Origin of the sequence: Pseudomonas sp. Sample_22 (assembly GCF_004307635.1) — a bacterium.
GTDB lineage: Bacteria > Pseudomonadota > Gammaproteobacteria > Pseudomonadales > Pseudomonadaceae > Aquipseudomonas.
This window is the reverse complement of sequence record NZ_RCNY01000086.1, coordinates 177,827-203,569: the sequence shown is the minus strand read 5'-3', so window position 1 is coordinate 203,569 and position 25,743 is coordinate 177,827. Positions and strand designations below refer to the sequence as shown.

General features: G+C 59.6%; 24 protein-coding genes and 1 riboswitch. Of the genes, 13 read left to right on the top strand and 11 right to left on the bottom strand.

The features are described from left to right. Positions 1–15: 15 nt before the first annotated feature. On the top strand, positions 16–603 hold the full coding sequence (locus tag D8U73_RS24925; RefSeq protein WP_130906025.1) for a YceI family protein: 588 nt from the start codon (positions 16–18) through the stop codon (positions 601–603). Positions 604–847: 244 nt separating this feature from the next. Continuing rightward, complete coding sequence (locus D8U73_RS24920) at positions 848–1,447, top strand: YceI family protein (RefSeq protein ID WP_130906075.1); 600 nt, start codon at positions 848–850, stop codon at positions 1,445–1,447. A gap of 121 nt (positions 1,448–1,568) precedes the next feature. On the opposite strand, the gene D8U73_RS24915 is transcribed toward D8U73_RS24920, so the two are convergent. The 5 genes from D8U73_RS24915 to ahcY all read right to left on the bottom strand — a co-directional run bounded on the left by D8U73_RS24915 (position 1,569) and on the right by ahcY (position 8,179). Continuing rightward, complete coding sequence (locus tag D8U73_RS24915) at positions 1,569–3,443, bottom strand: DEAD/DEAH box helicase (protein WP_130906024.1); 1,875 nt, start codon at positions 3,441–3,443, stop codon at positions 1,569–1,571. A 223-nt stretch (positions 3,444–3,666) separates the two neighbouring features. Next, positions 3,667–4,482: a transporter substrate-binding domain-containing protein gene (locus D8U73_RS24910; RefSeq protein ID WP_056853941.1), complete on the bottom strand. Its 816-nt coding sequence runs from the start codon at positions 4,480–4,482 to the stop codon at positions 3,667–3,669. Positions 4,483–4,568: 86 nt separating this feature from the next. Further along, positions 4,569–5,651 (bottom strand): hypothetical protein, encoded by a 1,083-nt coding sequence (locus tag D8U73_RS24905; protein ID WP_130906023.1) that lies wholly within the window; start codon positions 5,649–5,651, stop codon positions 4,569–4,571. 76 nt (positions 5,652–5,727) lie between these two features. Continuing rightward, on the bottom strand, positions 5,728–6,573 hold the full coding sequence (gene metF / locus D8U73_RS24900) for a methylenetetrahydrofolate reductase [NAD(P)H] (RefSeq protein WP_056853939.1): 846 nt from the start codon (positions 6,571–6,573) through the stop codon (positions 5,728–5,730). 196 nt (positions 6,574–6,769) lie between these two features. Further along, positions 6,770–8,179: an adenosylhomocysteinase gene (gene ahcY, locus D8U73_RS24895; RefSeq protein ID WP_130906022.1), complete on the bottom strand. Its 1,410-nt coding sequence runs from the start codon at positions 8,177–8,179 to the stop codon at positions 6,770–6,772. Positions 8,180–8,202: 23 nt separating this feature from the next. Further along, a riboswitch (S-adenosyl-L-homocysteine riboswitch) is annotated at positions 8,203–8,305 on the bottom strand. Between the two features lie 198 nt (positions 8,306–8,503). Here ahcY and D8U73_RS24890 point away from each other — a divergent pair. Then, the gene (locus tag D8U73_RS24890) at positions 8,504–8,908 is read left to right on the top strand and encodes a hotdog domain-containing protein (protein ID WP_056853937.1); all 405 of its coding nucleotides are present in this window, start codon (positions 8,504–8,506) and stop codon (positions 8,906–8,908) included. A 73-nt stretch (positions 8,909–8,981) separates the two neighbouring features. After that, a complete protein-coding gene (locus D8U73_RS24885; protein ID WP_056853936.1) occupies positions 8,982–9,869 on the top strand; it encodes a formate/nitrite transporter family protein in 888 nt (295 codons plus the stop codon). Here the strand turns inward: D8U73_RS24885 and D8U73_RS24880 are convergent, their stop codons facing one another. Then, positions 9,870–11,039 (bottom strand): MFS transporter, encoded by a 1,170-nt coding sequence (locus D8U73_RS24880; RefSeq protein WP_056853935.1) that lies wholly within the window; start codon positions 11,037–11,039, stop codon positions 9,870–9,872. It lies immediately after the preceding gene. A gap of 307 nt (positions 11,040–11,346) precedes the next feature. Here D8U73_RS24880 and D8U73_RS24875 point away from each other — a divergent pair, with 307 nt between their 5' ends. Then, complete coding sequence (locus tag D8U73_RS24875) at positions 11,347–12,180, top strand: EamA family transporter (protein ID WP_056853934.1); 834 nt, start codon at positions 11,347–11,349, stop codon at positions 12,178–12,180. 32 nt (positions 12,181–12,212) lie between these two features. Beyond that, a complete protein-coding gene (locus tag D8U73_RS24870) occupies positions 12,213–12,596 on the top strand; it encodes an MAPEG family protein (protein WP_056853933.1) in 384 nt (127 codons plus the stop codon). Positions 12,597–12,668: 72 nt separating this feature from the next. Here D8U73_RS24870 and D8U73_RS24865 read toward each other — a convergent pair whose 3' ends face one another. Beyond that, on the bottom strand, positions 12,669–13,841 hold the full coding sequence (locus D8U73_RS24865) for an MltA domain-containing protein (RefSeq protein ID WP_056853932.1): 1,173 nt from the start codon (positions 13,839–13,841) through the stop codon (positions 12,669–12,671). 128 nt (positions 13,842–13,969) lie between these two features. On the opposite strand from D8U73_RS24865, the gene D8U73_RS24860 reads away from it, so the two are divergent. Next, positions 13,970–14,419, top strand: coding sequence for a cytochrome c (locus D8U73_RS24860; protein WP_056853931.1), 450 nt, complete (start codon positions 13,970–13,972; stop codon positions 14,417–14,419). 62 nt (positions 14,420–14,481) lie between these two features. Here the strand turns inward: D8U73_RS24860 and D8U73_RS24855 are convergent, their stop codons facing one another. The 4 genes from D8U73_RS24855 to D8U73_RS24840 form a co-directional block, all read right to left on the bottom strand. Further along, positions 14,482–14,877 (bottom strand): DUF1090 domain-containing protein, encoded by a 396-nt coding sequence (locus D8U73_RS24855; RefSeq protein WP_130906021.1) that lies wholly within the window; start codon positions 14,875–14,877, stop codon positions 14,482–14,484. Between the two features lie 63 nt (positions 14,878–14,940). Further along, a complete protein-coding gene (ligB, locus tag D8U73_RS24850; protein ID WP_130906020.1) occupies positions 14,941–16,653 on the bottom strand; it encodes an NAD-dependent DNA ligase LigB in 1,713 nt (570 codons plus the stop codon). 177 nt (positions 16,654–16,830) lie between these two features. Further along, positions 16,831–18,021, bottom strand: coding sequence for a methionine adenosyltransferase (gene metK / locus D8U73_RS24845; RefSeq protein ID WP_130906019.1), 1,191 nt, complete (start codon positions 18,019–18,021; stop codon positions 16,831–16,833). 18 nt (positions 18,022–18,039) lie between these two features. Beyond that, positions 18,040–19,035 carry a metalloregulator ArsR/SmtB family transcription factor gene (locus D8U73_RS24840; RefSeq protein ID WP_056853927.1) on the bottom strand — a complete coding sequence of 332 codons (996 nt, stop codon included), beginning with the start codon at positions 19,033–19,035 and terminating at the stop codon, positions 18,040–18,042. A gap of 273 nt (positions 19,036–19,308) precedes the next feature. On the opposite strand from D8U73_RS24840, the gene tkt reads away from it, so the two are divergent. From tkt to fba, 6 genes are all read left to right on the top strand, one after another. Continuing rightward, positions 19,309–21,306, top strand: a complete 1,998-nt coding sequence (gene tkt, locus D8U73_RS24835; protein ID WP_056853926.1) for a transketolase — start codon at positions 19,309–19,311, stop codon at positions 21,304–21,306. Between the two features lie 176 nt (positions 21,307–21,482). Beyond that, the gene (gene epd / locus D8U73_RS24830; protein ID WP_130906018.1) at positions 21,483–22,541 is read left to right on the top strand and encodes an erythrose-4-phosphate dehydrogenase; all 1,059 of its coding nucleotides are present in this window, start codon (positions 21,483–21,485) and stop codon (positions 22,539–22,541) included. 25 nt (positions 22,542–22,566) lie between these two features. Beyond that, positions 22,567–23,730 (top strand): phosphoglycerate kinase, encoded by a 1,164-nt coding sequence (locus D8U73_RS24825; protein ID WP_056853924.1) that lies wholly within the window; start codon positions 22,567–22,569, stop codon positions 23,728–23,730. 35 nt (positions 23,731–23,765) lie between these two features. Then, a complete protein-coding gene (locus tag D8U73_RS24820; RefSeq protein ID WP_130906017.1) occupies positions 23,766–23,984 on the top strand; it encodes a hypothetical protein in 219 nt (72 codons plus the stop codon). 56 nt (positions 23,985–24,040) lie between these two features. Continuing rightward, a complete protein-coding gene (locus D8U73_RS24815; protein ID WP_056853922.1) occupies positions 24,041–24,373 on the top strand; it encodes an MliC family protein in 333 nt (110 codons plus the stop codon). A gap of 263 nt (positions 24,374–24,636) precedes the next feature. Continuing rightward, positions 24,637–25,701, top strand: coding sequence for a class II fructose-bisphosphate aldolase (gene fba / locus D8U73_RS24810; RefSeq protein WP_008081027.1), 1,065 nt, complete (start codon positions 24,637–24,639; stop codon positions 25,699–25,701). Positions 25,702–25,743: the final 42 nt, after the last annotated feature.

Genomic DNA, 25,743 nt, shown 5'->3' with positions numbered 1-25,743 from the left:
AAAGGAAAACAAAGCATGTTGAAAAAGACTCTGGCCGCTCTGGCAATTGGTTCGGCCCTGTTGTCCGCCGGTAACGTAATGGCCGCTGACTACGTGGTCGACAAAGAAGGCCAGCACGCCTTCGTCGACTTCAAGATCAGCCACCTGGGCTACAGCTTCATCACCGGTACTTTCAAGGACATCGACGGCAAGTTCAGCTTCGACGCTGCCAAGCCTGAAGCCAGCAAGATCGAGTTCAACGTCAACACCGCCAGCGTGTTCACCAACCACGCTGAGCGTGACAAGCACATCGCCAGCAAAGATTTCCTGAACGGCAGCAAAGCCACGTTTGTTTCGACCAGCGTCAAACCGACCGGCAAAAACGCCGCAGGCAAGGATACTGCTGACGTGGCGGGCGACCTGACCATCCTCGGCGTAACCAAGCCAATCGTGGTCAAGGCCACTTTCCTGGGTGAAGGCAAGGATCCATGGGGCGGCTACCGTGCTGGCTTCGAGGGTACTTTCAGCATCAAGCGTTCCGATTTCGGCAAGCAGAAAGACCTGGGGCCAGGCTCCGATGCAGTTGATATGTACGTGAGCTTTGAAGGCGTCAAAGCGAAGTAATCTTTTCGCCTGACAAAAAAACGCCTCGCAGATCATTGGTCGGCGGGGCGTTTTTTTTGTCCGTGAAAAGGGTAAGAGCCGTCTCGACGGGGTGTGCTTTTTACGTGCTGTCGTACTCGGAATAGGCATTATTCCTACGCTGCGTCCTACAGACCGCATTAATTCCTGCTTAATACGTGGTTCTCAGTCTTTACCTCCATGTCGAGGAGCATTCGCTCTCGTTTTGTCGGGTAAGGAAGCAACTATGCTGAGAAAATCGATTTGTGGGTTGGCGGTCGGTGCCCTCATGTCTTTTATGGGGCAAGCGACGGCCGCTGACTATGTGATCGACAAGGAAGGGCAGCATGCCTTTATTGATTTCAAGGTCAGTCATCTGGGGTACAGCTTCATCACTGGCACTTTCAGGGACCTGGACGGCACATTCAGTTTCGACGCGCAAAACATTGAAGACAGCAAGCTTGAAGTGAATGTGCGTACGGCCAGTCTGTTCAGCAATCATGCCGAGCGTGACAAGCATTTGCTCGACAAGGAATACCTCAATGCCCGTCAGTATCCGGCAGCGAAGTTTGTGTCGACCGCTATCAAGGCAACCGGAAAGAACGCCGAGGGCAAGACAACGGCTGACGTGACAGGCGATCTGACCCTGAGCGGCGTCACCAGGCCGGTCGTGGTCAAAGGTGTGTTTTTAGGCGAGGGCGCTGATCCATGGGGTGGGTACCGGGCAGGCTTCGAGGGTCGCACGACCATCAAGCGTGAAGATTTTGGCCAGACAGGCAAGCTCGCGCCGGGTTCGAGCCTCGTAGATCTGTACATCACCTTTGAAGGGATTCGGAACAAATCGTAAGCAAAAAAAAGAGCCCCGACTCTGGTGAGTCGGGGCTCTTTTTTTAGCTGGACATTGCTTGAGCAACGCTTGCTCTCGCAGTGTCCTCGGCCACAATCATTAACCCGGGTGAGCTTGTTGCTTACCTGTTACGGGTCAACAGCGCCGGCTTTTCACCGCGAGGACGGCTTGGCAGTTGATCCAGCTGCTCAGGTGTCGGGAAGCGGTCAGCCTTTGACTCCTTGTGCATGATCTTCGGCGCAGGACCGCGCGGGTTCTGTACGGCAGGTTCCGAACGCGGCTGGTCATCACGGGCCGGACGGCGGTTGCGCGAGTCTTCGCGACGGGCCTGGCCGTCACGCGGCGCACCGTTGCGTGGACCATTGCGCTTGGCTGGTGGTGTGCCGGTGCTGGCGCCATCGCTGTTGCGTGGACCGTTCTGGCGACCTTGTGGCTTGCCGCCACGGGGTGCGCCCGAGCCAGCAGCCGTGCCTTGTGCCGGAGCCCCCGGACGACGGCCACGACCCTGAGCTGGTTTTTGCTGAGGCACGTAGTCGACGCGGTTACCGAAGTTATCGATATCGTCGTCCAGAAACTCATCCGGAGCCCGGTCGGCTGCCGGGCGTGGCGGCTGGCTTGGCTGACGCTGCTCGCGAGCCGGGGTGCCTTCGCGTGGCTTTTGCTGGCGCGCTGGACGCTCGCCACGTTCACCTGACGCCGGTTTTTCCTTGCCCTTGTCCTTGCCCTTGTCTTTACGACCGCCACCGCCACCACCGCCGTTCGGACCGTCGCCACGCGGGCCACGCGGATTGCGCGGGTTGCGCATGTCCGGACGCTCGCGTGCTTCAGGCTTCTCGGCTTCCACGGCGCTGGCGTCGAAGCCCATCAGGTCGCCGTCGGCGATTTTCTGCTTGGTCATGCGTTCGATGCTTTTCAGCAGTTTTTCTTCGTCCGGGGCGACCAGCGAAATCGCCTCGCCCGAGCGACCGGCACGGCCGGTTCGGCCGATGCGGTGTACGTAGTCTTCATCGACGTTCGGCAGTTCGAAGTTGACCACGTGTGGCAACTGGTCGATATCCAGGCCGCGAGCGGCGATGTCTGTTGCAACCAGGATGCGCACGGTGCCGGCCTTGAAGTCGGCCAAGGCTTTGGTGCGGGCGTTCTGGCTCTTGTTACCGTGGATCGCGACGGCGCTCAGGCCGTGTTTGTCCAGGTACTCGGCCAGACGGTTGGCGCCGTGCTTGGTGCGCGTGAAGACCAGTACCTGTTCCCAGGCTCCGGCGGTGATCAGGTGCGCCAGCAACGAACGCTTGTGGCTGGCCGGCAGACGGAATACGCGCTGCTCGATACGCTCGACCGTGGTGTTCGGCGGCGTGACTTCGATGCGTTCCGGGTTGTGCAGCAGCTTGCCGGCGAGGTCGGTGATGTCCTTGGAGAACGTCGCCGAGAACAACAGGTTCTGGCGTTTGGCTGGCAGACGGGCAAGGACTTTCTTCACGTCATGGACAAAGCCCATGTCGAGCATGCGGTCGGCTTCGTCCAGCACGAGGATTTCCACGTGGGACAGGTCGACGCTGCCTTGGCCGGCCAGGTCGAGCAAACGGCCAGGGCAGGCGACCAGTACGTCGACGCCGCGGGACATGGCCTGAACCTGTGGGTTCATGCCGACGCCGCCGAAGATGCAGGCGCTGACGAATTTCAGGTCACGGGCATAGACCTTGAAACTTTCATGCACTTGCGCCGCGAGTTCGCGGGTCGGGGTCAGGACCAGCACGCGTGGTTGGCGCGGGCCGTGACGCTGGGATTTGTCCGGGTGACCGTTGGGGAACAACCGCTCCAGGATCGGAAGGGCGAAACCGCCGGTTTTACCGGTACCTGTCTGTGCCGCAACCATCAGGTCGCGACCTTGCAACACGGCGGGAATGGCCCGCTGTTGCACCGGAGTAGGCTCGGTATAGCCCGCTGCCTCGATGGCGCGGACTAAAGCCTCGGAGAGACCGAGGGAAGCAAAGGACATGAGTAATCCTGTTCTAAGTTAGGGCTTGGCCCAATGGGAGTCTTGCCTGGCGCGAATAGCGTTTAGAGGAACGCAATCCCGTCCGGTCCTGCTTCGGTCACGAAGGTTCGTCTGGAGCGCTCGCGCGGGCTGAAAAGCTGCGCCGTAGCGGGGTCGAGATACCTTTACGATTCCGAGCGTCCGGGCGTGAGCCTGGCGGGAACGCCGGAGTATAACAGAGCAATCACTGCGCGCCGCTTTCCTGCTGCTCAACGGTTTTTGCGGTGGTGGCCGTGGCCCGTGCGGAATTCAAGGCGCTGGGCGGTGCCGCGCCATACCGGGCGCTCAATTCCGCGTAGGCGGGCTCACGCTTGAAGCGCTTGAGCTCGGCGCCAAAACGCTGCACCAAAAGGTCCATGCCGGCATTGCGTCGCACCGCCAGAAACTGGCTTTGCTGGCTGATAATGGTCGGATTTTCGGTGATCTTGTCGCGGATGTTCAGTTCGTCGAGCAGATGCTGGCCGACGCGGCGGTCGGTGATCAACAGGTCGATCCGCCCGCGAACCAACTTGCCGAAATTCGCTTCATGACTGGGGGCCGGTTCGCGAGTGAACAGCGTCGACTCGCGGAAATCCGGGCTGTACAGGTAACCGGGTGAGGTGCCGATGGTCAGGCCGCGCAGCTCATCGAGGGTGCGGAAGGGGTGAGGTCGCTCGTTGGCGTAGAACATCACGAACTGCACTTGCGACAGCGGTTCGCTGGGATAGAGCAAGGTAGCATCGCGTTCATCGCTGTGGAAAATATCCAGCGCACCATCTGCCTGGCCCGTCTCGAGCATCGACAGGCAGCGCTTCCATGGCAGGAATTGCCATTCCACTTCGATGCCCAGACGCTTGAAGACAATGGCGGTGGTTTCGTAGTCCAGCCCAAGGGCCTCGCCATTTTCTTCGTAGACGTAAGGCGCCCATGGTTCGGTGACAATGCGCAGTTTCTCGCCCCGGGCGGCGAAGCTCAGGCAAGTGAAAAGCACAACGGTGAGCAACTGGGCAATGGCGGGCATGGTCTGAGGTTAGTACGCCTGCCGCCTAATGAGAAGCTCTGGCGTGCATGTTTAACGCCGTGTTGGATAGATTGGGCGCAACGTCACTATTTACTCGGCGAATTGAGCAGATGCTCGTGGATTGCAGCGCGCCGCTGCCCAAGAATCAGCTTGACCAGGCGATTGGTGAACCAATCTTCGAGCAAATGTCGACAAACCGGAGTGCCGAGTCGTTCCTGTTGGTTTTGCAGCGCCTTCTCCCACCAGACCGGCCCGCAGGCCTTGTCGAATTCGTTAGGGTGTTCATAGCAGCCATAGAGGATTTCACGAATGAACTGCCGCAAATGTGCGGGCAGTGCCAGTGTGATGACTTTGTAAATCATCCGCTGCGATCGTGGAGGTCTTGGAAGCTGAGCCGATACGCGGCGGGTATCGTCGAGAGCGGCCTGGCTGGTTGGCTGTGCGGCATGTTTGGCAACCCAGGCCTGAACCTTGGCCCTGAACAATTGCTTGCGGCTCCAGTAGTGATGAATCAGGTCGGGACACTTTTTGATGTCCAGTGTCCGATAGGCCGCCACTGAAAGGCAGAATTCCTCGAGGGTGTATGCGCCTTGTGCGAATGGAAACAGTTCGTCGATCAGCGCGATCGAGCGATCCAGCACCTGAGCATCCTGACGGTGCAAGCCGATGACGCCGGAGTTGAGCAGCATCATCTGGTCGTCCGCCAGGCCTTTCTCCATGAGTCTGGATGACAGAGCGCTGTAGAGGACGTTTTCCTTGTTGTTGCCGTAGTGCGTGTAGTAGTCGTTACATAGCAGGGTGCCGGGTTGCACGCGCTCGAACAACTTGAGCGGCGAGCAGTGGAAGAACGTGTCGGTGTCGATCAGCAGCGCAGTTTCGGCCTCTTCGAGCACCGTACGCAACACCACATGCTTGACGCGGAAGTGATAGCCGTGTGGCTCGCTCCAGCGTTTGCGTGTCTCTGCGTCGAGGTGACGAACGCGCACCGGCAGGTGTTCGTAAGGTTGCGGGTTGTCACTGAAGACCTGGATGTCGAGCGCCACTTCCGGTGTTTCACGCAACCAGCTCAGGGCACTGGAGATACTGAACACGGCTTCCTGGTGGTAAGTCTCGGAACCGAAAACCAGATAGACGAGTTGTGGGCGTGAAGTCGAGGGCGCGGTCATCATTGAACTGCAGGTTTCCGTGGTTCTTTTGAAAGTAGAAGGCCCTCCGTAGAGGGCCTGTGTACGCGCATGGGACCTGTCAGCGAGGCAGCTTCAGGTTGTTCCACACAGCCAGGCTGGCTTCTGCCTGGTTCAGGGTATAGAAATGCAGGCCCGGTGCGCCACCTTGTAACAGGCGCTCACACATTTCGGTAATGACCTGCTCGCCGAAGCGCTGAATGCTTGGCGTGTCGTCACCGTAGGCTTCCAGTTGCTTGCGGATCCAGCGCGGGATTTCCGCCCCGCAGGCATCGGAGAAACGCGCCAGTTTGCTGTAGTTGGTGATCGGCATGATTCCCGGGACGATCGGGATGTTCACGCCCAACGCCCGCACACGCTCGACAAAATAGAAGTAGCTGTCGGCGTTGAAGAAGTATTGGGTGATCGCACTGTTGGCGCCAGCGTTGGCCTTGCGCACGAAGTTAGCGATATCGTCCTCGAAATTGCGCGCTTGCGGATGCATTTCCGGGTAAGCCGCGACTTCGATGTGGAAATGGTCGCCGGTCTCTTCACGAATGAAATCAACCAGGTCGTTGGCGTGACGCATTTCGCCGCTGGCCATACCCATGCCGGAAGGCAGGTCACCGCGCAGGGCAACGATACGCTTGATGCCGGCCGCCTTGTACTGGCTCAGCAGGCCGCGCAGGTCGGCCTTGCTGTCGCCGACGCAAGACAGGTGCGGAGCGGCAGGTACCTTGACTTCGCTTTCCAGCTGCAAAACGGTGTTCAGCGTGCGATCACGGGTCGAACCACCGGCGCCGTAGGTGCAGGAGAAAAAGTCGGGATTGTAAGTGGCCAGCTGGCGAGCAGTGGCGAGCAGCTTTTCATGCCCAGCATCGGTCTTCGTCGGGAAGAATTCGAAGCTGTAGCGACGGTCTTGGGACATGGTCATATCCTTGGAAGCGTATAAGCCTTGCAGGACGCTACGTTCTCTGTAGGAGCGAAGCTTGCTCGCGAAGCAGGCGCCGCGGCGTTTCAGAAACCCCGGGGTGAAGCGTTCGCGAGCAAGCTTCGCTCCTACAGAGCGCGCGTGTTTCCTGCATGAGTCCGCTCCCCTTGAGGAAGCGGACAGCAGGAACCAATCAGTAGCGGTAAGCGTGCGGCTTGAACGGACCTTCAACGGTCACGCCGATGTAGTCGGCCTGGGTCTTGGTCAGTTGAGTCACGACGCCGCCGAAGCCACGGACCATTTCCAGGGCCACTTCTTCGTCGAGTTTCTTCGGCAGTACTTCAACGGTCAGACGCTCGGCTTTCTGGGCTGGCGACAGGTCGGCGTACTTCTGGTCGAACAGGAAAATCTGCGCCAGAACCTGGTTGGCGAACGAACCGTCCATGATGCGGCTTGGGTGACCGGTAGCGTTGCCCAGGTTAACCAGACGGCCTTCAGCCAGCAGGATCAGGTAGTCATCGTTCTGCGGGTCGAAATCGCCGGCGCCGGTACGGTGAATTTTGTGAACCTGTGGCTTCACTTCTTCCCATGCCCAGTTCTTGCGCATGAAAGCGGTGTCGATTTCATTGTCGAAGTGGCCGATGTTGCAGACGACAGCGCGCTTCTTCAGGGCTTTGAGCATGTTCGAATCGCAAACATTGACGTTGCCGGTGGTGGTCACGATCAGGTCGATCTTGCCCAACAGCGCTTTGTCGATGCTGGCTTCGGTGCCGTTGTTGATACCGTCGATGAACGGCGATACCACCTCGAAACCGTCCATGCAGGCTTGCATGGCGCAGATCGGGTCGACTTCGGAGACCTTGACGATCATGCCTTCCTGGCGCAGGGACTGAGCGGAGCCTTTGCCCACGTCACCGTAGCCGATGACCAGCGCTTGCTTGCCGGACAGCAGGTGGTCGGTGCCACGCTTGATCGCATCGTTCAGGCTGTGACGGCAGCCGTACTTGTTGTCGTTCTTGCTCTTGGTGACCGAGTCGTTGACGTTGATGGCCGGGATCTTCAGCTCGCCCTTGGCCAGCATGTCCAGCAGACGGTGCACGCCGGTGGTGGTTTCTTCGGTCACGCCGTGGACGCGATCCAGCACCTGCGGGTATTTCTTGTGCAGCAGTTCGGTCAGGTCGCCGCCGTCGTCGAGGATCATGTTGGCATCCCATGGCGCGCCATCTTTGAGGATGGTTTGCTCCAGGCACCACTCGTACTCTTCTTCAGTTTCACCCTTCCAGGCGAAGACCGGGATGCCGGCAGCGGCGATGGCGGCGGCAGCCTGGTCCTGGGTGGAGAAAATGTTGCAGGACGACCAGCGTACTTCGGCACCCAGGGCAACCAGGGTTTCGATCAGCACGGCAGTCTGGATGGTCATGTGGATGCAGCCGAGGATCTTCGCGCCCTTGAGCGGTTGCTCGGCAGAATACTTGTTGCGCAGACCCATCAGTGCCGGCATTTCCGATTCGGCGATGATGGTTTCACGACGGCCCCAGGCAGCCAGGGACATGTCGGCGACTTTGTAATCGTTAAAATCTGCAGGCGTGATAACAGCGCTCATGAAGAGCCTCCATTCGTAATGTATGCGAATGGGCGCCGTTGTGCGTTTAGTGTCCAGCCATTGAAGGCCAGGCAACGCCCCATCCGAGCCTGACAGGTCGAACCTGCTGCAGCGCCCCTCGGACAGGTGGCGGGAAAACGGTAGCAAGTGAAGATTACCGTTTTGAAACGGGGGCGATTATAGCGGGCTATGCTGATCTTCCAAAGCGTTTCTGTTGGTCAATGTCCGAACGGTAATCGACGCCATAGGCGATGCCTGATAGAGCTCCAGGTCGGGCTCTGCCATGATGATGGGCATCATTCGGCAAGACGCTCGGGAGTGAATATGAATTTCCACACACGCAAATGGGTTAAACCCGAAGACCTCAACCCCAACGGCACGTTGTTCGGGGGCAGTCTTCTGCGCTGGATCGACGAAGAGGCGGCCATTTACGCCATCGTCCAGTTGGGCAACCAGCGCGTGGTCACCAAATATATTTCAGAAATCAACTTCGTCAGTGCCTCGCGCCAGGGCGACATTATCGAGCTGGGCATCACGGCGACCGAATTCGGCCGCACCTCGATCACCCTGACCTGCGAAGTGCGCAACAAGATCACCCGCAAAAGCATTCTGACGGTCGAGAAGATGGTCTTCGTCAACCTGGGTGAGGACGGCTTGCCCGCGCCCCATGGGCGGACCGAGATCAAGTACGTCAAGGATCAGTTCAAGGATGACGCCAGCGTCGAATAACGGCGGGCCAGCAGAACGGAACCTGAACCACGCGGGTCGTAACAACATCGCACCCCTGCGGTTCAGGAGCCCCATGGACACTAAAAAAGACGGCAAGACCCCCGACCTCTCGCCAAAAGAGCAGCATGAGGTCGAAAAAAACCAGCCGCCACGTGCGGCGGTACTTCACGAAATCATCCGCACCCAGGGCGATCAGGAACTCGAACGCAGCGTGGCCGCGCTATGGTGGTCGGCGCTGGCCGCAGGCCTGACCATGGGCCTGTCGCTCATGGCCATGGGCTTGCTCAATTCACGCCTGCCAGATGGCGAAGGGTTCAAGGTGATCGCCAGTTTCGGCTACTGTGCCGGGTTCCTGGCGGTCATTCTCGCCCGTCAGCAACTGTTCACCGAAAACACCCTGACCGCCGTGCTACCGATCATGAGCAAGCCCACGCTGGGCAACTTCGGTCGATTGCTGCGGTTATGGGGGGTGGTGCTGGTGGGCAATCTCTGCGGCACCTTGCTGGTGGCGTACGTCATGCTGGAACTGCCGATCTTCGACAGCAAAACCGATGTGGCCTTCCTCGACATCGGCCGCAAGATCATGGAAAACGACCCCAGCAAGATGTTCGCCAAAGGCATTGTTTCCGGATGGATGATCGCCACCATGGTCTGGATGATTCCGTCCATGGAGAGCGCCAAGATGTGGATCATCATCCTCATCACCTATCTCATGGCCTTGGGAGATTTCACTCACATCGTGGTGGGTTCGCTGGAGGTTTCTTACCTGGTATTTGCCGGCGAATTGCCGTGGAGTGATTTCTGGCTGGTGTTTGCCGGACCGACACTGGCGGGGAACATCGTCGGTGGCAGTTTTATCTTCGCCTTGATCAGCCATGCGCAAATTCGCAGTGAAAGCGGAGCGCCCAAGGAGCCTGCGGATCGAAAACAGACCTCGGATCCGCAGGACGTCAAGAAGTGATCAGCCGGGAACGTTGACTGTGGCGGTATGGCGTCGTTGCAGGTAGATGAAAAACAGCGCGGTCAGCACGGTCAAGCCGCTCACCAGTGCGCCGGTCCAGGGCAGGTCTGCCAGATCGGCTCCGCTGGCGACGACCAGTCCGCCAATCCAGGCACCCGCCGCATTGCCGAGATTGAACGCACTTTGGTTTAGCGTCGAGCCAAGGTTGGGCGCTTCATGGGCTTGATCGATGATCAGCAGTTGCAGGATCGGGCACAGGGCAAAGGCAAAGATTCCCCACAGCACCAGCGTGATCGCTGCCGGGACGACCGAATGGCTGGTCTGGCTGAAGGCGGCCAGTACCAGCACCACAGCCAATGCCATGCCGACCAGCGAAGGCAGCAAGCGACTGTCGGCCAAGCGTCCGCCGAGCATGCTGCCCACAGTCAGACCCACACCGAACAGCAGCAACATGATCGTCACGCCATGGGGGCTGACGCCAGTGATGTCTTGCAGGATCGGCGCGATGTAGGTGAACACGCTGAACAGGCTGGTCGAGGCCAAGACGCTCATGCCCAGGGCCAACAGCACGTTGGGCTTGCCCAGCACCTTGAACTCACTGGCAAGGTTGGCTTTGTCCATTGCGATGTTTTTCGGCAGCCACAACCATTGGGCAAGGGCGGCAATGACACCGATGACCGACACCGCCCAGAACGTCGAGCGCCATCCGGCATATTGTCCGAGTGCGGTGCCTAACGGCACGCCCAGCACGTTGGCCAGGGTCAGGCCGGTGAACATCATGGCAATCGCCTGGGCGCGCTTGTTCGGTGCGACCAGTCCGGCGGCTACAACCGAGCCGATGCCGAAGAACGCTCCGTGGCACAGCGCCGTTACCACCCGAGCGGCCATCAGCGTGGCGTAATTCGGTGCCAGGGCGCACAGCATGTTGCCGAGGATGAACATCAGTGTCATGCCCAGCAGCGTGGCCTTGCGGGGCATGTTGGCGGTGCCGATTGCGAGGATTGGCGCACCGAACACCACGCCCAAGGCATAACCGGTGATCAGCAATCCGGCGTGGGGAATGCTCACGGCAAGGTCGCGGGCGACATCGGGCAGCAGGCCCATGATGACGAATTCGGTGGTGCCGATGCCGAATGCGGCAACAGCGAGGGCAAGCAAAGCGAGTGGCATGCGCAAGGTCTCTGTCGGTAGTCTTGACGCTCTGATCAGGCATACGCATGCCAGGGTCCGTTCTCGATGAGAGCGGCCAGGGCAGATTTTATTGGAATTAGTCTGTGCGCAACTGAGTGCGGCGTGGTCGCCTGCAGTATAAACAGCCACTGACATATCGCGAATCAATTCTCTACCTGCTCTTCGTAGGAACGAGGCTTGCCCGCGAAGAACGATAACGCGGTTTATGATTTGCACCGAGGCGACTGGTTCGCGGGCAAGCCTCGCTCCTACGGGAGCTTTCGGTGAAAACAAGAAGGAGTGGGCCGTGCTTGCAACAGCACTGGTGTTGGTGGCGGCGCTGTTGCACGCGGCGTGGAATACCCTGATCAAATTCAGCGCCGAACGGCTATTGGTCGTGGCCTGCATGGACAGCGTGGCTTTGCTGTTCGTTGTGGTGATGCTGCCGTTCGTGGCGTTGCCGCCGCTGGAGATCTGGCCGTGGATTCTGGCTTCCGCGGCATTCGAGTTGCTCTACCGTTACTTGCTCATCCAGGCGTATCGGGTTGGCGATCTCGGGTTGGTCTATCCGCTGATGCGCGGATTGTCACCCCTGGTGGTGCTGGCACTGACGCTGATATTTGCCGGGGAGGTACTGACCCACCAGCAAATCTTCGGAATCCTGCTGATCCCACTCGGCATGCTGTGCCTGCTCTGGCAGGGCGGAGGTGGTGCGCGTCTGCCGTGGTCGATGCTCCCGGTGGTGGGGTTGATCGGTCTGTGCATTGGTTGCTACACCTTCATTGACGGTCAGGCGCTGCGGCGTTGGTCACACCCCTTGGATTACTTGGTCTGGGTGACGCTGCTCAGCGCCTGGCCGTTTCCTCTGTTGGCCTGGGTAAGCAAGCGACCAGCGTTCAGGTTGTTCTGGCGTGAACAGTGGCGGCTGGGATTGGCCGTCGGGTTTTGTGTGCTGTTCAGCTACGCTCTGGTGCTGTGGGCCATGCAGTTGGGGTCGATTGCCGAGGCGGCGGCGTTGCGCGAGATCAGCGTGATACTGGTGGTGCTGTTCGGCATGCGGTACCTGAAAGAACCTTTTGGCAGGCCGCGCCTCTTAGCCTGTGGGCTGGTGCTGATCGGCATATTGGTCATGAAATTCTGACTGTTCTGAAAACGTGAAAAAGGGACTGCTTTATGACGGTTGCTCTATGGTGCATTTTGATCGCGATTTTCCTGCCTTACGTGTGTACGGCTGTGGCGAAAGTCAGCGGCGGGTACGGTTTGAGACACAATCGTGATCCACGCGGGTTTCTCGATTCTCTGGAAGGCTTGGGCAGGCGGGCGAACGCGGCGCAGTTGAACAGTTTCGAAGTGACGCCGGCATTTGCCGCGGCAGTGATCGTGGCGCACCTGGCCGGCAATGCCGAATTGGTGACGATCAACGTGCTGTCGGTGTTGTTCATCACCAGCCGTCTGCTTTACATCATTTTCTATCTGACGGATCTGGCGATGCTGCGGTCGTTGATGTGGTTTGTCGGGATGGGGTTGATTGTGAGTTTCTTTGTGGTGTCGGCTTAAATAACAAGATCAAAAGATCGCAGGCTGCGCCAGCTCGTGCATCGTCCGGGCGAAGCCTGCGACTCTTTGCTTTTAGAGCTTGTCGGCCACCTGTGGCACTTGCGGCAGCGCCGCACCTTTGGGCCAGAGCATCCAGATTTGTCCCTGTTGCTTCATGTCCCCCGCCAGTTGTCCGGCCGCCTCGCCGGTGCCCCAGAACAGGTCCGCTCGCACTTCACCGGTAATCGCGCCGCCAGTGTCTTGTGCTGCGACCGGTCGAACCAGAGCGGTACCGTCCGGTTTGGTGGTGGATAACCATAACAGGCTGCCTAACGGAATCACTTTGCGATCCACCGCAGCGCTGTAGCCAGCGGTCAACGGAACATTGAGCGAGCCGCGCGGCCCTTCATTGCTGTCCGGGTTTCGGGTGAAGAACACGTAACTGGGGTTACTGCCGAGCAGTTCGGGGATGCGCGACGGATTGGCCTTGGCCCAATCGCTGATCGCGCCCATGGTCACCTCTTCTTTTTTCAGCTCGCCTTGCTCCACCAGCCAGCGGCCGATGGGCCGATACGGATGCCCGTTCTGGTCGGCATAGGCAATGCGTAGCTGGCGGCCGTTGTCGAGCTGGATACGACCGGAACCCTGGATTTGCAGGAATTGAAGGTTCATCGGATCGGTCAGCCAGGCGACTACGGGGGCCTTGACGCCTTTGGTTTCGATGGTCGCTGCATCGTCGTAAGGCTTGAGCACTCGCCCTTCGAGGCGACCACGCAGGCGCTTGCCTTTGAGTTCAGGGTAGAGGCTGTCCAGCGCGACGATGATCATGTCATCGGGTACGCCATATACCGGCACATTGGCAACACTGGTCTGGGTCAGACTGCCGGGATAGACCGGTTCGTAGTAACCGGTGATCAAACCGTTGGGATTGTCATTGGCAGCGCGCAGGCCGTAGACGTCTAGGTTCTGTTTGAGAAAGCCGCGAATTTCATTCGCGGTTTGCGGTACGTTGGCCGCCGCCGCGCAGGTGCTTCCCCAAACCGGATCAGCTTTGAGCCGGGTGCAGGCGCTGCGCCAGGAACCGAAACCGGCCACCAGGTCGCTGTCGGTTACCGCAGGCAGAGCTTCCCATGTGGCACTGGAGTAAGTGGCCAGCGCATGGGTTTTCGGTTGTTGCTTGTCGCCACCGGTGCAACCTGCAAGCAGGGCCACCATCGGCAACGTCCAGGTCAGGCTGTGACGCCATGCCTTGAAACGGCTGTTCATGGAGTGATTCCTTTACCGATTGCCAGAGTGCTCCATGCGCTCATGCAACCCGTATTGATATTAGGGCTATTGGTGTTTGCCGATGACGCGGGGATACTGGCCGCCGTTTCCCGTGACCTGAAGCCACCATGACTTTTAAAAGACTTTCCATTGTATTGCTGGCCTGCCTGACGTTGTCCGCTTGTGGCGGCGTCGACCCCAATTCGCCACTTGGCCAGCGCAAGGCCATTTTCAAGCAAATGCTCAAGACCGGCGAAGACCTGGGTGGCATGTTGCGTGGCCGTATTCCCTTCGATGGGGAAAAATTCGCTGACGGCGCGGTGAAACTCGACGCGCTGTCCCACGAACCGTGGAAACACTTTCCACAGGTGCGAGAGCAAGACCATACCAGCGCCACGAACGATGTCTGGGAGAAACAGGCTCGCTTTCAGGAACTGGCTCGCACCCTTGAAGCCGCCACCGGTGAGTTGGTGATTGCCAGCAAGGTTCAGCCCTACAAGGCCAGTCTTCTGGGGCCGGCGATGCAGAGGGTCGAAGACACCTGTAGTGCGTGCCATAAAGAGTTTCGGGATCATTGAATGCTCAAAAGATCGCAGCGTTGGAGCTGCCGAAGCCTGCGATCTTTTGATCTTGAAAATCTTTATTTATCCAGCTCATCCACGGCTTCCTGCAGTTCCTTGCGGGATTCAGCGAGTTTGTCTTTGCGCTTGTTGATCCTCTCGGGGTCGCCTTTTTTCATGGCCTTGTCGAGGTCGGCCTGACGCTGGCTGACTTCGTGCTTGGCCTCCAGTACCTTGTTTTCCCGTTCCTTTTTCAGCGAAGCGTCGGTGCAGTTGGCGGTGACTTCGCTGAGCGCCTTTTCCAGGCCGGCCTGCTGCTCGGCATTGCCGTGGGATTTTGCCAGCTCGATCTGGTTGATGATGCCTTGCTTCTTGGCTGCGCAACCGGTCAGGCCTGGTGCGTCTTCGGCAGCGATCAATGGAGCGGCCATTACGCTGCACAGGGTCAACAGGGCCAGCGGTGGAAGAAATTTCATAAAAACTCCAGGAGAAAAGGCAGTCTTGTCGATGCGGCGATGGCTTGTTTGAGCCCATCGGTACTATTGGGTTCCCGGATCGGCTGACGTCGGCATTGGCTTGAATCCGTCAATGCCTGCCTCACTCAGGATTTCGCTCAGAGCCAGGACCTGCGGGTCGCGGAAAAATGCCCTTAACTGCGCCGCCCGCCCCGGACCAATGCCGGGTTCGGCCTGCCATTGTTCAATGTCTCGTTGTGCCAGTGCCTGCCATGAATCGCCCAAATGCGCCTGCCCTGTGGGGGGTAGGCCCAAGGCTTTCAGCCAGCGGGCGAAAGGACGTTGCCGCGCAGCGTGAAAACTGTTCAACAGACGAGCAGCGCTGCGCTCGCCGAAACCATCAATGTTAGCAAGCTCTTGTACATCGAGGGTCAACCAATCCAGAAGACTGTTCAGGCGCCCCGTGGCGAGAAGTTTTTCCCAGGTGCCAGGACCGATGTGGGGCAAGCCCAGCCCCTGTTTGCTGCTGAGCCAGGTCAGGCGGGCAAGAAATTGTTGAGTACAGCCTGGTGTTGGCTGCCAGCAACTCAATGAATGGAAATCCTGCGCCCGCGGCACGTTGATTTCCGCCCGTTCGCTGCTGCGTAACACCACGCTGTCGAGCCTGGGGATGGTCAAGCCGGCAAGGCTGATGGCGACTTGATCTCCGGGGCGAATGTCCATTGCCTGCCAACGCTGCACAGAGCTCACGCTGACTCGCTTGATCTGTCGGTCATCGAGCATCACCGGCGAAAGCTCCAGCACGGGCGTGATCCGCCCGGTCCGGCCAATGTTGAAGTTCACCTTGCGTACCTCGGCCAAAGCCTGGGCGAAAGGGTATTTCCAGGCGACGCTCCAATAGGGCGGTTTGGCCTGCCAACGCTCGGCGGAGGGGCGTTTGCCCTGGCGCAAAACGATCCCGTCGCTGGCAAACGGCAGGGGCGAGCGGTACCAGTGCTCGCGCCAGCGTTCGGCGTCGGTGAGCGAGCTGATCGGCTGGCTATAAAGGATGGTTTGCGCAAAGCCCAGGCCGGCGAGCTTGGTGATGCGATCCGCCAGGTTTTCCGGGCCTTCTGGCCATTCCCAGATAAACAGGCCAACTGCGCTCGCCTCTGCGACGCTCACTGATTTGCGGGCCATCAAACCGGCGACCATGGCGCGTGCGTTGAGGCTGCCGTTGCGTGACTGTACGTGATCGGTCAGGTGCCAATAGAGCTCGCCTTGCACCAGCAGATCCACCGACTCGGACAATTGTTGGGGAATCGCAGCGATCTGGCGTGCCGAAGCCGTCCAGTCCTGGCCTTGTGTCCCATCGCCGCGACTGATGGCTTGAGCGAGCAAGCCCTGGCGATAAATCAGGGTTACGGCCACACCGTCAACTTTGGGCTGAGCCCAGACGTCCGTACGACCGCGCAGCCAGTGGTCGACTGCCTGCGCATCGCGCAATTTCTCCAGGCCGGTATGGGCGACGGGATGCACCCGAGTGCCGCGCGCAGTGCGCAGTGGATCTGTGGTGATGCTCACGTTGAAGCACTGGCGCCATACATTCAGTCGCGCGAGTGACTGATCATAGAGTTCGTCGGCGACCAGCGATTGTCCGCCGCGATGATAGCTGTCATCCCAGGTGTCGATCTGCTTTTGCAGTGCGCTGATTTCGTTCGTTGCGCGTTCGGCTGGCCAGTCGGGGCATTGGGACGCATGGACGTTAACGCAGCAGGCCAGCAAGCCGGGAAGAAACAGGCGAAGGTTGAGGAGCATCGAGAGCGTCCTTGCTCATTGGGATGCTTGAAGGCTAGGTCAGTATCGACTGGCACAAAGGGCAGGTGTTTTGCCGGGTATTTCTGTTGGCTTGCCCGCGAAAGCAGCGCAAGCGCAAGGCAATAAAAAGCCCCGCACGGCGAACCGTGCGGGGCTTTTGGTGCAGCCAGGGAAGTCTTACAGGCCGGCAGCGGAACGCAAGTCGTCGGCGCGGTCGGTTTTTTCCCAGGTGAATGTGGTGAAGGTGTCTTCGCCAACAGTCTTGGTGGTCGGGGTGCGACCGAAGTGGCCGTACGCAGCGGTCTCCTGGTACATCGGGTGCAGCAGGTCGAGCATTTTGGTGATGGCGTACGGACGCAGGTCGAACACTTCGCGGACCAGTTTGACGATCTTGTCGTCGCTGATCTTGCCGGTGCCGAAGGTGTTCAGCGAGATCGAAGTCGGTTGGGCGACACCGATCGCGTAGGAAACCTGGATCTCGCAGCGCTCGGCCAGGCCGGCGGCGACGATGTTCTTGGCCACGTAGCGACCGGCGTAGGCCGCCGAGCGGTCAACCTTCGATGGATCCTTGCCGGAGAACGCACCACCGCCGTGACGAGCCATGCCGCCGTAGCTGTCGACGATGATCTTGCGACCGGTCAGACCGCAGTCGCCTACCGGACCGCCAATGATGAACTGGCCGGTCGGGTTGATGTGGAACTGGGTGTCCTTGCTCAGCAATTCGGCAGGCAGCACGTGCTTGACGATCAGCTCCATCACGCCTTCGCGCAAGTCTTTGTACGAGACTTCCGGGTTGTGCTGGGTCGACAGAACAACGGCGTCGATACCCACGACCTTGCCGTTTTCGTAGCGGCAAGTCACTTGCGACTTGGCGTCCGGACGCAGCCATGGCAGCAGGCCGGATTTGCGGGCTTCAGCCTGACGCTGCACCAGTTGGTGCGAGTAGGTGATCGGCGCCGGCATCAATACGTCGGTTTCGTTGCTGGCATAACCGAACATCAGACCCTGGTCGCCGGCGCCCTGATCTTCAGGCTTGGCACGGTCGACACCCTGGTTGATGTCGGGGGACTGCTTGCCGATGATGTTCATCACGCCGCAAGTCGCGCCATCGAAGCCAACGTCGGAGCTGGTGTAGCCAATGTCGGTGATCACATCACGAACGATTTGCTCCAGGTCTACCCACGCGGTGGTGGTGACTTCGCCGGCGATGATGGCCACGCCCGTTTTCACCAGAGTCTCGCAAGCCACGCGGGCGAGTTTGTCTTCAGCAATGATGGCGTCCAGCACCGCATCAGAAATCTGGTCGGCGATTTTGTCCGGATGCCCTTCAGACACGGACTCGGAGGTGAAAAGGGAGTATTCGCTCATCTCGATGTTTTCCTGAGTTTACCGATGGTGAGTGTCGCCAGGCGGCCGTTGAAAGTGTCGGACCTGAATCTGGAAACCATTACGTAAGCCTATGTACAGGCTTTCCCCGGGAACGAGTCCCGCAGCGGTGGCCCAACGGGCCAGATCATCCTGTTCAAACCCCAGCCAGAGATCACCGCAGGCCTCCTTGGCCCAACTCTGGTTGTGGCTACATAACTCGGTCACTAACAGGCTGCCGCCTGGTTGCAGCAGATTGGCCATGTGCTTGAGCGCATCGGCCGGTGCGGCGAAATGGTGCAGCACCATGTTCAATACAACGCAATCAGCCTTGAGGCTGACGCCGTTCAAGGCATCGGCCAGTTGCAGGCTGACGTTGGTCAGCGTTTCGCGCTCACAGACCTGGCGCGCCAGCTCAAGCATCGCCGGGCTGTTATCCACAGCGGTGACCTGAGAGAAGCGCCCCGCCAGTTCCGGTAGAAATGAACCGTCGCCCGGGCCGACTTCGATGGCTGTACTGCCTTCACTGAAACCCAGCTTGTCGAGCAGCGCCACCACGCTATCGCGGTATTGCGGCAGGCCGGCGATCAAGTCTTGCTGGGCGCGAAATTTCTCCGCGACCCGCGAGAAAAAATCCTGGCTGGCCGCGGCACGTTGCCCGTGGACCTGGGCGATCCGTGCCTGCACTTCGACCGGCAAGCTCAAGTCATCCACTTCTTCGAGCAAGGCTGCGTGCAATTTGCCGCCCAGCAAGTCGCTGTGGGGCAGGGCGCGACGGTAGAAGATCGCGTTGCCTTCGCGGCGGGTTGCCACCAGGTCGGCCTGGGCCAATACCTTGAGGTGGTGACTCATGCCCGACTGGCCAATGCCGAAGATTTGCGCCAGTTCCAGCACGCCAAAAGAATCGTTGGCCAATGCACGTAAAACATTCAGCCGCAGAGGATCGCCGCCGGCCTTGCACAGGGCCGCCAGTTCATCGCAATCGTCGTGGCGAATGGAAGGCATGCGTAGATTCATAAGGCCGGCAGTCTAGTCACGCACAGGAAGCACCGCAAGGGCAATATCAAAAAGTTTTGATATTGCACGATAGATGGCACTTCTTAACGTTAGCGTCAGTCAACAAACGAATGGCGGAAAGGTTTCACCCACCGAATCCGTCGATATCGATTGGAAAAACGCCCCCAGATGACTATCTGTCATTGCCCCGAGGCGTCCGGGTGAGGGAAAATGCTCGCCTTTTTTCCGTTTCATTTTTATCACTCTCGTTTCAGAACCCGCAGGAGAACAGCGATGCCTAGCCGTCGTGAGCGTGCCAACGCCATTCGTGCCCTCAGCATGGATGCCGTGCAAAAAGCCAACAGCGGCCATCCCGGTGCCCCGATGGGTATGGCAGATATCGCCGAAGTGCTTTGGCGCGACTACCTCAAGCACAACCCAGGCAACCCATCGTTCGCTGACCGTGACCGCTTCGTGCTGTCCAACGGCCATGGCTCGATGCTGATCTATTCCTTGCTGCACCTGACCGGCTACGACCTGTCGATCGAAGACCTCAAGCAGTTCCGTCAGCTGCACAGCCGCACCCCGGGTCATCCGGAGCTGGGCTACACCCCGGGCGTTGAAACCACTACCGGTCCTCTTGGCCAAGGCCTGGCCAATGCCGTGGGTTTTGCCCTGGCAGAAAAAGTCCTGGCGGCGCAGTTCAACCGTCCTGGCCACAATATCGTCGATCACCACACCTACGTGTTCCTGGGTGATGGCTGCATGATGGAAGGCATTTCCCACGAAGTCGCTTCCCTGGCCGGCACCCTGGGCCTGGGCAAGCTGATCGCTTTCTACGATGACAACGGCATCTCCATCGACGGTGAAGTCGAAGGCTGGTTCACCGATGACACGCCGAAGCGCTTCGAGTCCTACAACTGGCAAGTGATCCGCAACGTCGACGGTCATGATCCGGAAGAAATCAAGATCGCGATCGAGACGGCCCGCAAGAGCGAGCAACCGACCCTGATCTGCTGCAAGACCACCATCGGCTTCGGTTCGCCGAACAAGCAAGGCAAGGAAGACTGCCACGGCGCCCCGTTGGGTGACGCGGAAATCGCCCTGACCCGCGCTGCGCTGAAGTGGAACCACGGTCCGTTCGAAATTCCGGCTGACATTTATGCCGAGTGGGATGCCAAGGAAGCCGGCCTCGCGGTCGAGGCTGACTGGGATCAGCGTTTCGCTGCCTACTCCGCCGCATTCCCGAGCGAAGCCAATGAACTGGTGCGTCGTCTGAGCGGCGAACTGCCGGCCGACTTCTCCGAGAAGGCCGACGCCTACATCGCCGAAGTCGCGGCCAAAGGCGAAACCATCGCCAGCCGCAAGGCCAGCCAGAACGCCCTGAACGCGTTCGGTCCGCTGCTGCCTGAGTTCCTCGGCGGTTCGGCTGACCTGGCCGGTTCCAACCTGACCCTGTGGAAAGGCTGCAAAGGCGTCACCGCCGAAGACGCCAGCGGCAACTACATGTACTACGGCGTGCGTGAATTCGGCATGACCGCGATCATGAACGGCGTTGCCTTGCACGGCGGTCTGGTGCCTTACGGCGCGACCTTCCTGATGTTCATGGAATACGCCCGCAATGCCGTGCGCATGTCGGCCTTGATGAAACAGCGCGTGATCCACGTCTACACCCACGACTCCATCGGTCTGGGCGAAGACGGCCCGACTCACCAGCCAATCGAGCAACTGGCCAGCCTGCGCTGCACGCCGAACCTCGATACCTGGCGTCCGGCCGATGCCGTTGAATCGGCAGTCAGCTGGAAGTACGCACTGGAACGCAAGGACGGTCCTTCGGCCCTGATCTTCTCGCGTCAGAACCTGCAGCACCAAACCCGCAACGCGCTGCAGATCGCCGACATCAGCCGTGGTGGTTATGTGTTGAAGGACTGCGCCGGCGAGCCTGAGCTGATCCTGATCGCCACCGGTTCGGAAGTCGGCCTGGCTGTTCAGGCTTTCGACAAGCTGACCGAGCAAGGTCGCAAGGTGCGTGTGGTGTCCATGCCGTGCACCAGCGTGTTCGATGCCCAGGATGCCGGCTACAAGCAATCGGTCCTGCCGTTGCAGGTCAGCGCCCGTATCGCCATCGAAGCCGCTCATGCGGACTACTGGTACAAGTACGTGGGCCTGGAAGGTCGCGTAATCGGCATGACCACCTACGGCGAGTCGGCGCCTGCGCCTGCCTTGTTCGAAGAGTTCGGCTTCACCCTGGAAAACATCCTGGGTCAGGCTGAAGAGCTGCTGGAAGACTGATCCAGAAGATGTGCGTCTGATCTGACGCCATCGCTGGCAAGCCAGCTCCCACAGGAATTTCCAGTGAACACAGATTTTGTGAGCACCAGAAAAACCTGTGGGAGCGGGCTTGCCCGCGATAGCGATAGTTCAGGCGATGCTTCACTATCGGATTCACCACGGTAATAGAGAACCCCATGCCTCAACCGCGTCCCTACAAAGTTGCACTCAACGGCTACGGCCGGATTGGTCGTTGCGTCTTGCGTGCGTTGTTCGAGCGAGGCGAAAAGGCCGGGTTTGAAATTGTCGCGATCAACGATCTGGCCGACATGGCCAGCATCGAATACCTGACACGCTTCGACTCCACCCACGGGCGTTTTCCCGGTGAGGTGAAGGTCGACGGCGATTGTCTGCATATCAATGGCGACTGCGTGAAGGTCCTGCGCAGTGCCACACCCGAAGGCATCGATTGGGCGTCGTTGGGCGTCGATCTGGTGCTGGAGTGCTCCGGCGCGTACCACACCCGCGAAGACGGCCAGCGTTTTCTCAACGCCGGTGCGCCACGGGTGCTGTTTTCCCAGCCGATGGCCAGCGAGGCCGATGTCGACGCCACCATCGTCTACGGCGTGAACCAGGATTGCCTGAGCGGCGATGAGCTGCTGGTGTCCAACGCGTCCTGCACCACCAATTGCGGAGTGCCGCTGTTGCGCCTGCTGGATCAGGCGCTTGGTCTGGAGTACGTGTCGATCACCACGATCCACTCGGCCATGAACGATCAGCCAGTCATCGATGCCTATCACCACGAAGACCTGCGCCGCACCCGTTCGGCGTTTCAGTCGGTGATCCCGGTGTCCACTGGTCTGGCACGCGGCATCGAACGCCTGCTGCCGGAACTTGCCGGGCGAATTCAGGCCAAAGCCGTACGTGTGCCGACGGTTAACGTGTCTTGCCTCGACATTACGATGCAGACGGTAAGCGACACGGACGCCATCGAGGTCAACCGGATCCTGCGCGAGGCTGCCACCAGCGGCCCGCTCAAAGGCCTTCTGGCTTACACCGAGTTGCCCCACGCCAGTTGTGATTTCAACCATGACCCACATTCGGCGATCGTCGATGCCAGTCAGACCCGTGTTTCCGGCCCCCGGCTGGTGAACATCCTGGCCTGGTTCGACAACGAATGGGGTTTTGCCAACCGAATGCTGGACGTTGCAGAACACTATCTGCAAACAGCCGCTTCGAAAAAAACTGCTCTCTAAAACAGAAACTCCAGGAATGCGACCCATGACCGTGTTGAAGATGTCCGACCTCGATCTGCAAGGTAAGCGCGTACTGATTCGCGAAGACCTCAACGTCCCAGTCAAGGACGGTGTTGTCACCAGCGATGCGCGAATCCTGGCTTCGCTGCCGACCATCAAGCTGGCTCTGGAAAAAGGCGCGGCCGTGATGGTCTGCTCGCACCTTGGCCGTCCGACCGAAGGCGAGTTCTCGGCCGAGAACAGCCTCAAGCCAGTCGCCGACTACCTGAGCAAGGCTTTGGGCCGCGAAGTGCCGCTGGTGGCTGATTACCTGGGTGGCGTCGACGTCAAGGCCGGCGACATCGTGCTGTTTGAAAACGTACGTTTCAACAAGGGCGAGAAAAAGAACGCTGACGAATTGGCCCGGCAATACGCCGCACTGTGCGACGTATTTGTCATGGACGCCTTCGGCACTGCTCACCGCGCCGAGGGTTCGACCCACGGCGTGGCCAAGTTCGCCAAAGTCGCCGCTGCCGGCCCGCTGCTGGCCGCTGAACTGGACGCACTGGGCAAGGCCCTTGGCGCCCCGGCCCAACCGATGGCGGCCATCGTTGCCGGCTCCAAGGTCTCGACCAAACTCGACGTGCTCAACAGCCTGAGCCAGATCTGCGATCAACTGATCGTCGGCGGCGGCATTGCCAACACCTTCCTGGCCGCTGCCGGTCACCCGGTTGGCAAATCGCTGTACGAGCCGGACCTGCTGGACACCGCGCGCGCCATCGCCGCCAAAGTCAGCGTTCCGTTGCCGGTAGACGTGGTGGTTGCCAAGGAATTCGCTGAAAGCGCTGCCGCTACCGTCAAGCTGATCGCTGACGTTGCTGCCGACGACATGATTCTCGACATCGGCCCGCAAACCGCGGCCAACTTCGCCGAACTGCTGAAGTCGTCGAAAACCATCCTGTGGAACGGCCCGGTCGGCGTGTTCGAATTCGACCAGTTCGGTAACGGCACCAAAGTGCTGGCCCAGGCCATCGCCGACAGCGCGGCATTCTCCATTGCAGGCGGCGGCGACACCCTGGCAGCCATCGACAAATATGGCGTTGCCGAGCAAATCTCCTACATTTCTACCGGCGGCGGCGCGTTCCTCGAATTCGTCGAAGGCAAGGTGTTGCCAGCCGTTGAAGTCCTGGAAACCCGGGCCAAGGCCTGAGGCCGCCCCGTTTGGCCAGGCAAGGGAGTGTTTTTATGGTCAGGACGTTAGCGCTGTTGATCGTCGCGGGTTCGCTGGTGGCTTGTGGGAGCACCCCCAAAGCAACTCCGGAGCCTGCGCCGTCACCCCGGAGCGGCTGCTACCAGGCTGACTGGCAGGCAGAAACCAATCCGGTGCTCAACAAGCGTTCCGGGCCTGAAGGCCTGGACAAATACGAGTCACAGACCCCCGCCAAGGAACATGGTTGCCCTTGACGGGTCTGACTCTTTACTCAGGGCCGGTGGCGTGCGCTGCCGGTCGAGGAACACGGATGAAAGGTTTTATCGCCATTACGGCGCTGGCACTGCTGGCCGGGTGCGCCAACATGAACCCGTTCCAGTCGTCCGCCCCGGCGGATAACTGGACCACCTGGACCTGCGACAGCCAGGCCAAAGTGCTCTGGCGTTATACCGACGACAGTCGTACGCAAGTCGATGTCCGCCTGGGCGGCGCCGATCAGGTCTATCGCCTCAAGCAAGAGCCGGGCGCTTCGGGCTCGCTGTACAGCGACAACATGCTGGCGTTTCACATAAAAGGTGAGGAAGGCCTGGTTTACTGGGTCGCCACCAATGATTTGATTGGGCGTGGCTGTAAAGCGCAATGAAAATGCCGCCCGCTGGGCTTTTGTGGCGAGGGAGCTTGCTCCCGCTGGAGCGCGAAGCGTTCCCGATCAGATAGCCGGATTACGACTGCTTCGCAGCCGAGCGCGAGCAAGCTCGCTCGCCACAGGGTCTTTGTAGTTTTTGAGATTTTGGTAACACCGAATTGGCAGGCCGGACCAACCCCCGATCTGCAATAACTTGAATAGCCGCCGCCGCTACGGCAGGCTGGCACGATTAACGACCCAAACCGGGAGAGACACACACAATGGCACTTATCAGCATGCGCCAGATGTTGGACCACGCAGCCGAGTTCGGCTACGGCGTTCCAGCCTTCAACGTCAACAACCTTGAGCAGATGCGCGCCATCATGGAAGCCGCTGACAAGACTGACTCCCCGGTGATCGTCCAGGCCTCGGCCGGTGCTCGCAAATACGCCGGCGCGCCGTTCCTGCGTCACCTGATCCTGGCGGCCATCGAAGAATTCCCGCACATCCCGGTGTGCATGCACCAGGACCACGGCACCAGCCCTGACGTCTGCCAGCGTTCCATTCAGCTGGGCTTCAGCTCGGTCATGATGGACGGTTCCCTGGGCGAAGACGGCAAGACCCCGACCGACTACGACTACAACGTCCGCGTTACCCAGCAAACCGTAGCCATGGCTCACGCCTGCGGCGTATCGGTAGAAGGCGAGCTGGGCTGCCTGGGCTCGCTGGAAACCGGCATGGCGGGTGAAGAAGACGGTATCGGTGCCGAAGGCGTTCTGGACCACAGCCAGATGCTGACCGACCCGGAAGAAGCCGCTGATTTCGTCAAGCGTACCCAGGTCGATGCCCTGGCCATCGCCATCGGCACCAGCCACGGCGCCTACAAGTTCACCAAGCCGCCTACCGGCGACGTATTGGCGATCGACCGCATCAAAGAGATCCACAAGCGCATTCCAAACACTCACCTGGTGATGCACGGTTCGTCTTCGGTTCCGCAAGAGTGGCTGGCGATCATCAACCAGTACGGCGGCGACATCAAAGAAACCTACGGCGTACCGGTTGAAGAGATCGTCGAAGGCATCAAGCACGGCGTACGCAAGGTCAATATCGACACCGACCTGCGTCTGGCATCCACCGGCGCCATGCGTCGCCTGATGGCCACCAACCCGAGCGAGTTCGACCCGCGTAAATTCTTCGGTGCTACCGTGACCGCAATGCGCGACGTGTGCATCGCTCGCTACGAGGCCTTCGGCACCGCGGGCAACGCTTCGAAGATCAAGCCGATCTCTCTGGAAGCGATGTACCAGCGTTACCTCAAAGGTGAGTTGAACGCCAAGGTCAACTAAGCCTTCAGCGTTCGAGTCGCAAGAAAAACCCGCATGAACATG

What these genes read in the sequence shown, in the direction of transcription:
- tkt (WP_056853926.1), top strand. Translation starts at nt 19,309, where the DNA reads ATGCCTAGCCGTCGTGAGCGTGCCAACGCCATTCGTGCCCTCAGCATG.
- D8U73_RS24905 (WP_130906023.1), bottom strand. Translation starts at nt 5,651, where the DNA reads ATGATGACCGCGCCCTCGACTTCACGCCCACAACTCGTCTATCTGGTT.
- D8U73_RS24840 (WP_056853927.1), bottom strand. Translation starts at nt 19,035, where the DNA reads ATGAATCTACGCATGCCTTCCATTCGCCACGACGATTGCGATGAACTG.
- D8U73_RS24885 (WP_056853936.1), top strand. Translation starts at nt 8,982, where the DNA reads ATGGACACTAAAAAAGACGGCAAGACCCCCGACCTCTCGCCAAAAGAG.
- D8U73_RS24880 (WP_056853935.1), bottom strand. Translation starts at nt 11,039, where the DNA reads ATGCCACTCGCTTTGCTTGCCCTCGCTGTTGCCGCATTCGGCATCGGC.
- D8U73_RS24825 (WP_056853924.1), top strand. Translation starts at nt 22,567, where the DNA reads ATGACCGTGTTGAAGATGTCCGACCTCGATCTGCAAGGTAAGCGCGTA.
- D8U73_RS24865 (WP_056853932.1), bottom strand. Translation starts at nt 13,841, where the DNA reads ATGAACAGCCGTTTCAAGGCATGGCGTCACAGCCTGACCTGGACGTTG.
- metF (WP_056853939.1), bottom strand. Translation starts at nt 6,573, where the DNA reads ATGTCCCAAGACCGTCGCTACAGCTTCGAATTCTTCCCGACGAAGACC.
- ahcY (WP_130906022.1), bottom strand. Translation starts at nt 8,179, where the DNA reads ATGAGCGCTGTTATCACGCCTGCAGATTTTAACGATTACAAAGTCGCC.
- D8U73_RS24890 (WP_056853937.1), top strand. Translation starts at nt 8,504, where the DNA reads ATGAATTTCCACACACGCAAATGGGTTAAACCCGAAGACCTCAACCCC.
- D8U73_RS24915 (WP_130906024.1), bottom strand. Translation starts at nt 3,443, where the DNA reads ATGTCCTTTGCTTCCCTCGGTCTCTCCGAGGCTTTAGTCCGCGCCATC.
- D8U73_RS24910 (WP_056853941.1), bottom strand. Translation starts at nt 4,482, where the DNA reads ATGCCCGCCATTGCCCAGTTGCTCACCGTTGTGCTTTTCACTTGCCTG.
- D8U73_RS24820 (WP_130906017.1), top strand. Translation starts at nt 23,766, where the DNA reads ATGGTCAGGACGTTAGCGCTGTTGATCGTCGCGGGTTCGCTGGTGGCT.
- ligB (WP_130906020.1), bottom strand. Translation starts at nt 16,653, where the DNA reads ATGCTCCTCAACCTTCGCCTGTTTCTTCCCGGCTTGCTGGCCTGCTGC.
- D8U73_RS24920 (WP_130906075.1), top strand. Translation starts at nt 848, where the DNA reads ATGCTGAGAAAATCGATTTGTGGGTTGGCGGTCGGTGCCCTCATGTCT.
- fba (WP_008081027.1), top strand. Translation starts at nt 24,637, where the DNA reads ATGGCACTTATCAGCATGCGCCAGATGTTGGACCACGCAGCCGAGTTC.
- metK (WP_130906019.1), bottom strand. Translation starts at nt 18,021, where the DNA reads ATGAGCGAATACTCCCTTTTCACCTCCGAGTCCGTGTCTGAAGGGCAT.
- D8U73_RS24855 (WP_130906021.1), bottom strand. Translation starts at nt 14,877, where the DNA reads ATGAAATTTCTTCCACCGCTGGCCCTGTTGACCCTGTGCAGCGTAATG.
- D8U73_RS24815 (WP_056853922.1), top strand. Translation starts at nt 24,041, where the DNA reads ATGAAAGGTTTTATCGCCATTACGGCGCTGGCACTGCTGGCCGGGTGC.
- D8U73_RS24860 (WP_056853931.1), top strand. Translation starts at nt 13,970, where the DNA reads ATGACTTTTAAAAGACTTTCCATTGTATTGCTGGCCTGCCTGACGTTG.
- D8U73_RS24870 (WP_056853933.1), top strand. Translation starts at nt 12,213, where the DNA reads ATGACGGTTGCTCTATGGTGCATTTTGATCGCGATTTTCCTGCCTTAC.
- epd (WP_130906018.1), top strand. Translation starts at nt 21,483, where the DNA reads ATGCCTCAACCGCGTCCCTACAAAGTTGCACTCAACGGCTACGGCCGG.
- D8U73_RS24925 (WP_130906025.1), top strand. Translation starts at nt 16, where the DNA reads ATGTTGAAAAAGACTCTGGCCGCTCTGGCAATTGGTTCGGCCCTGTTG.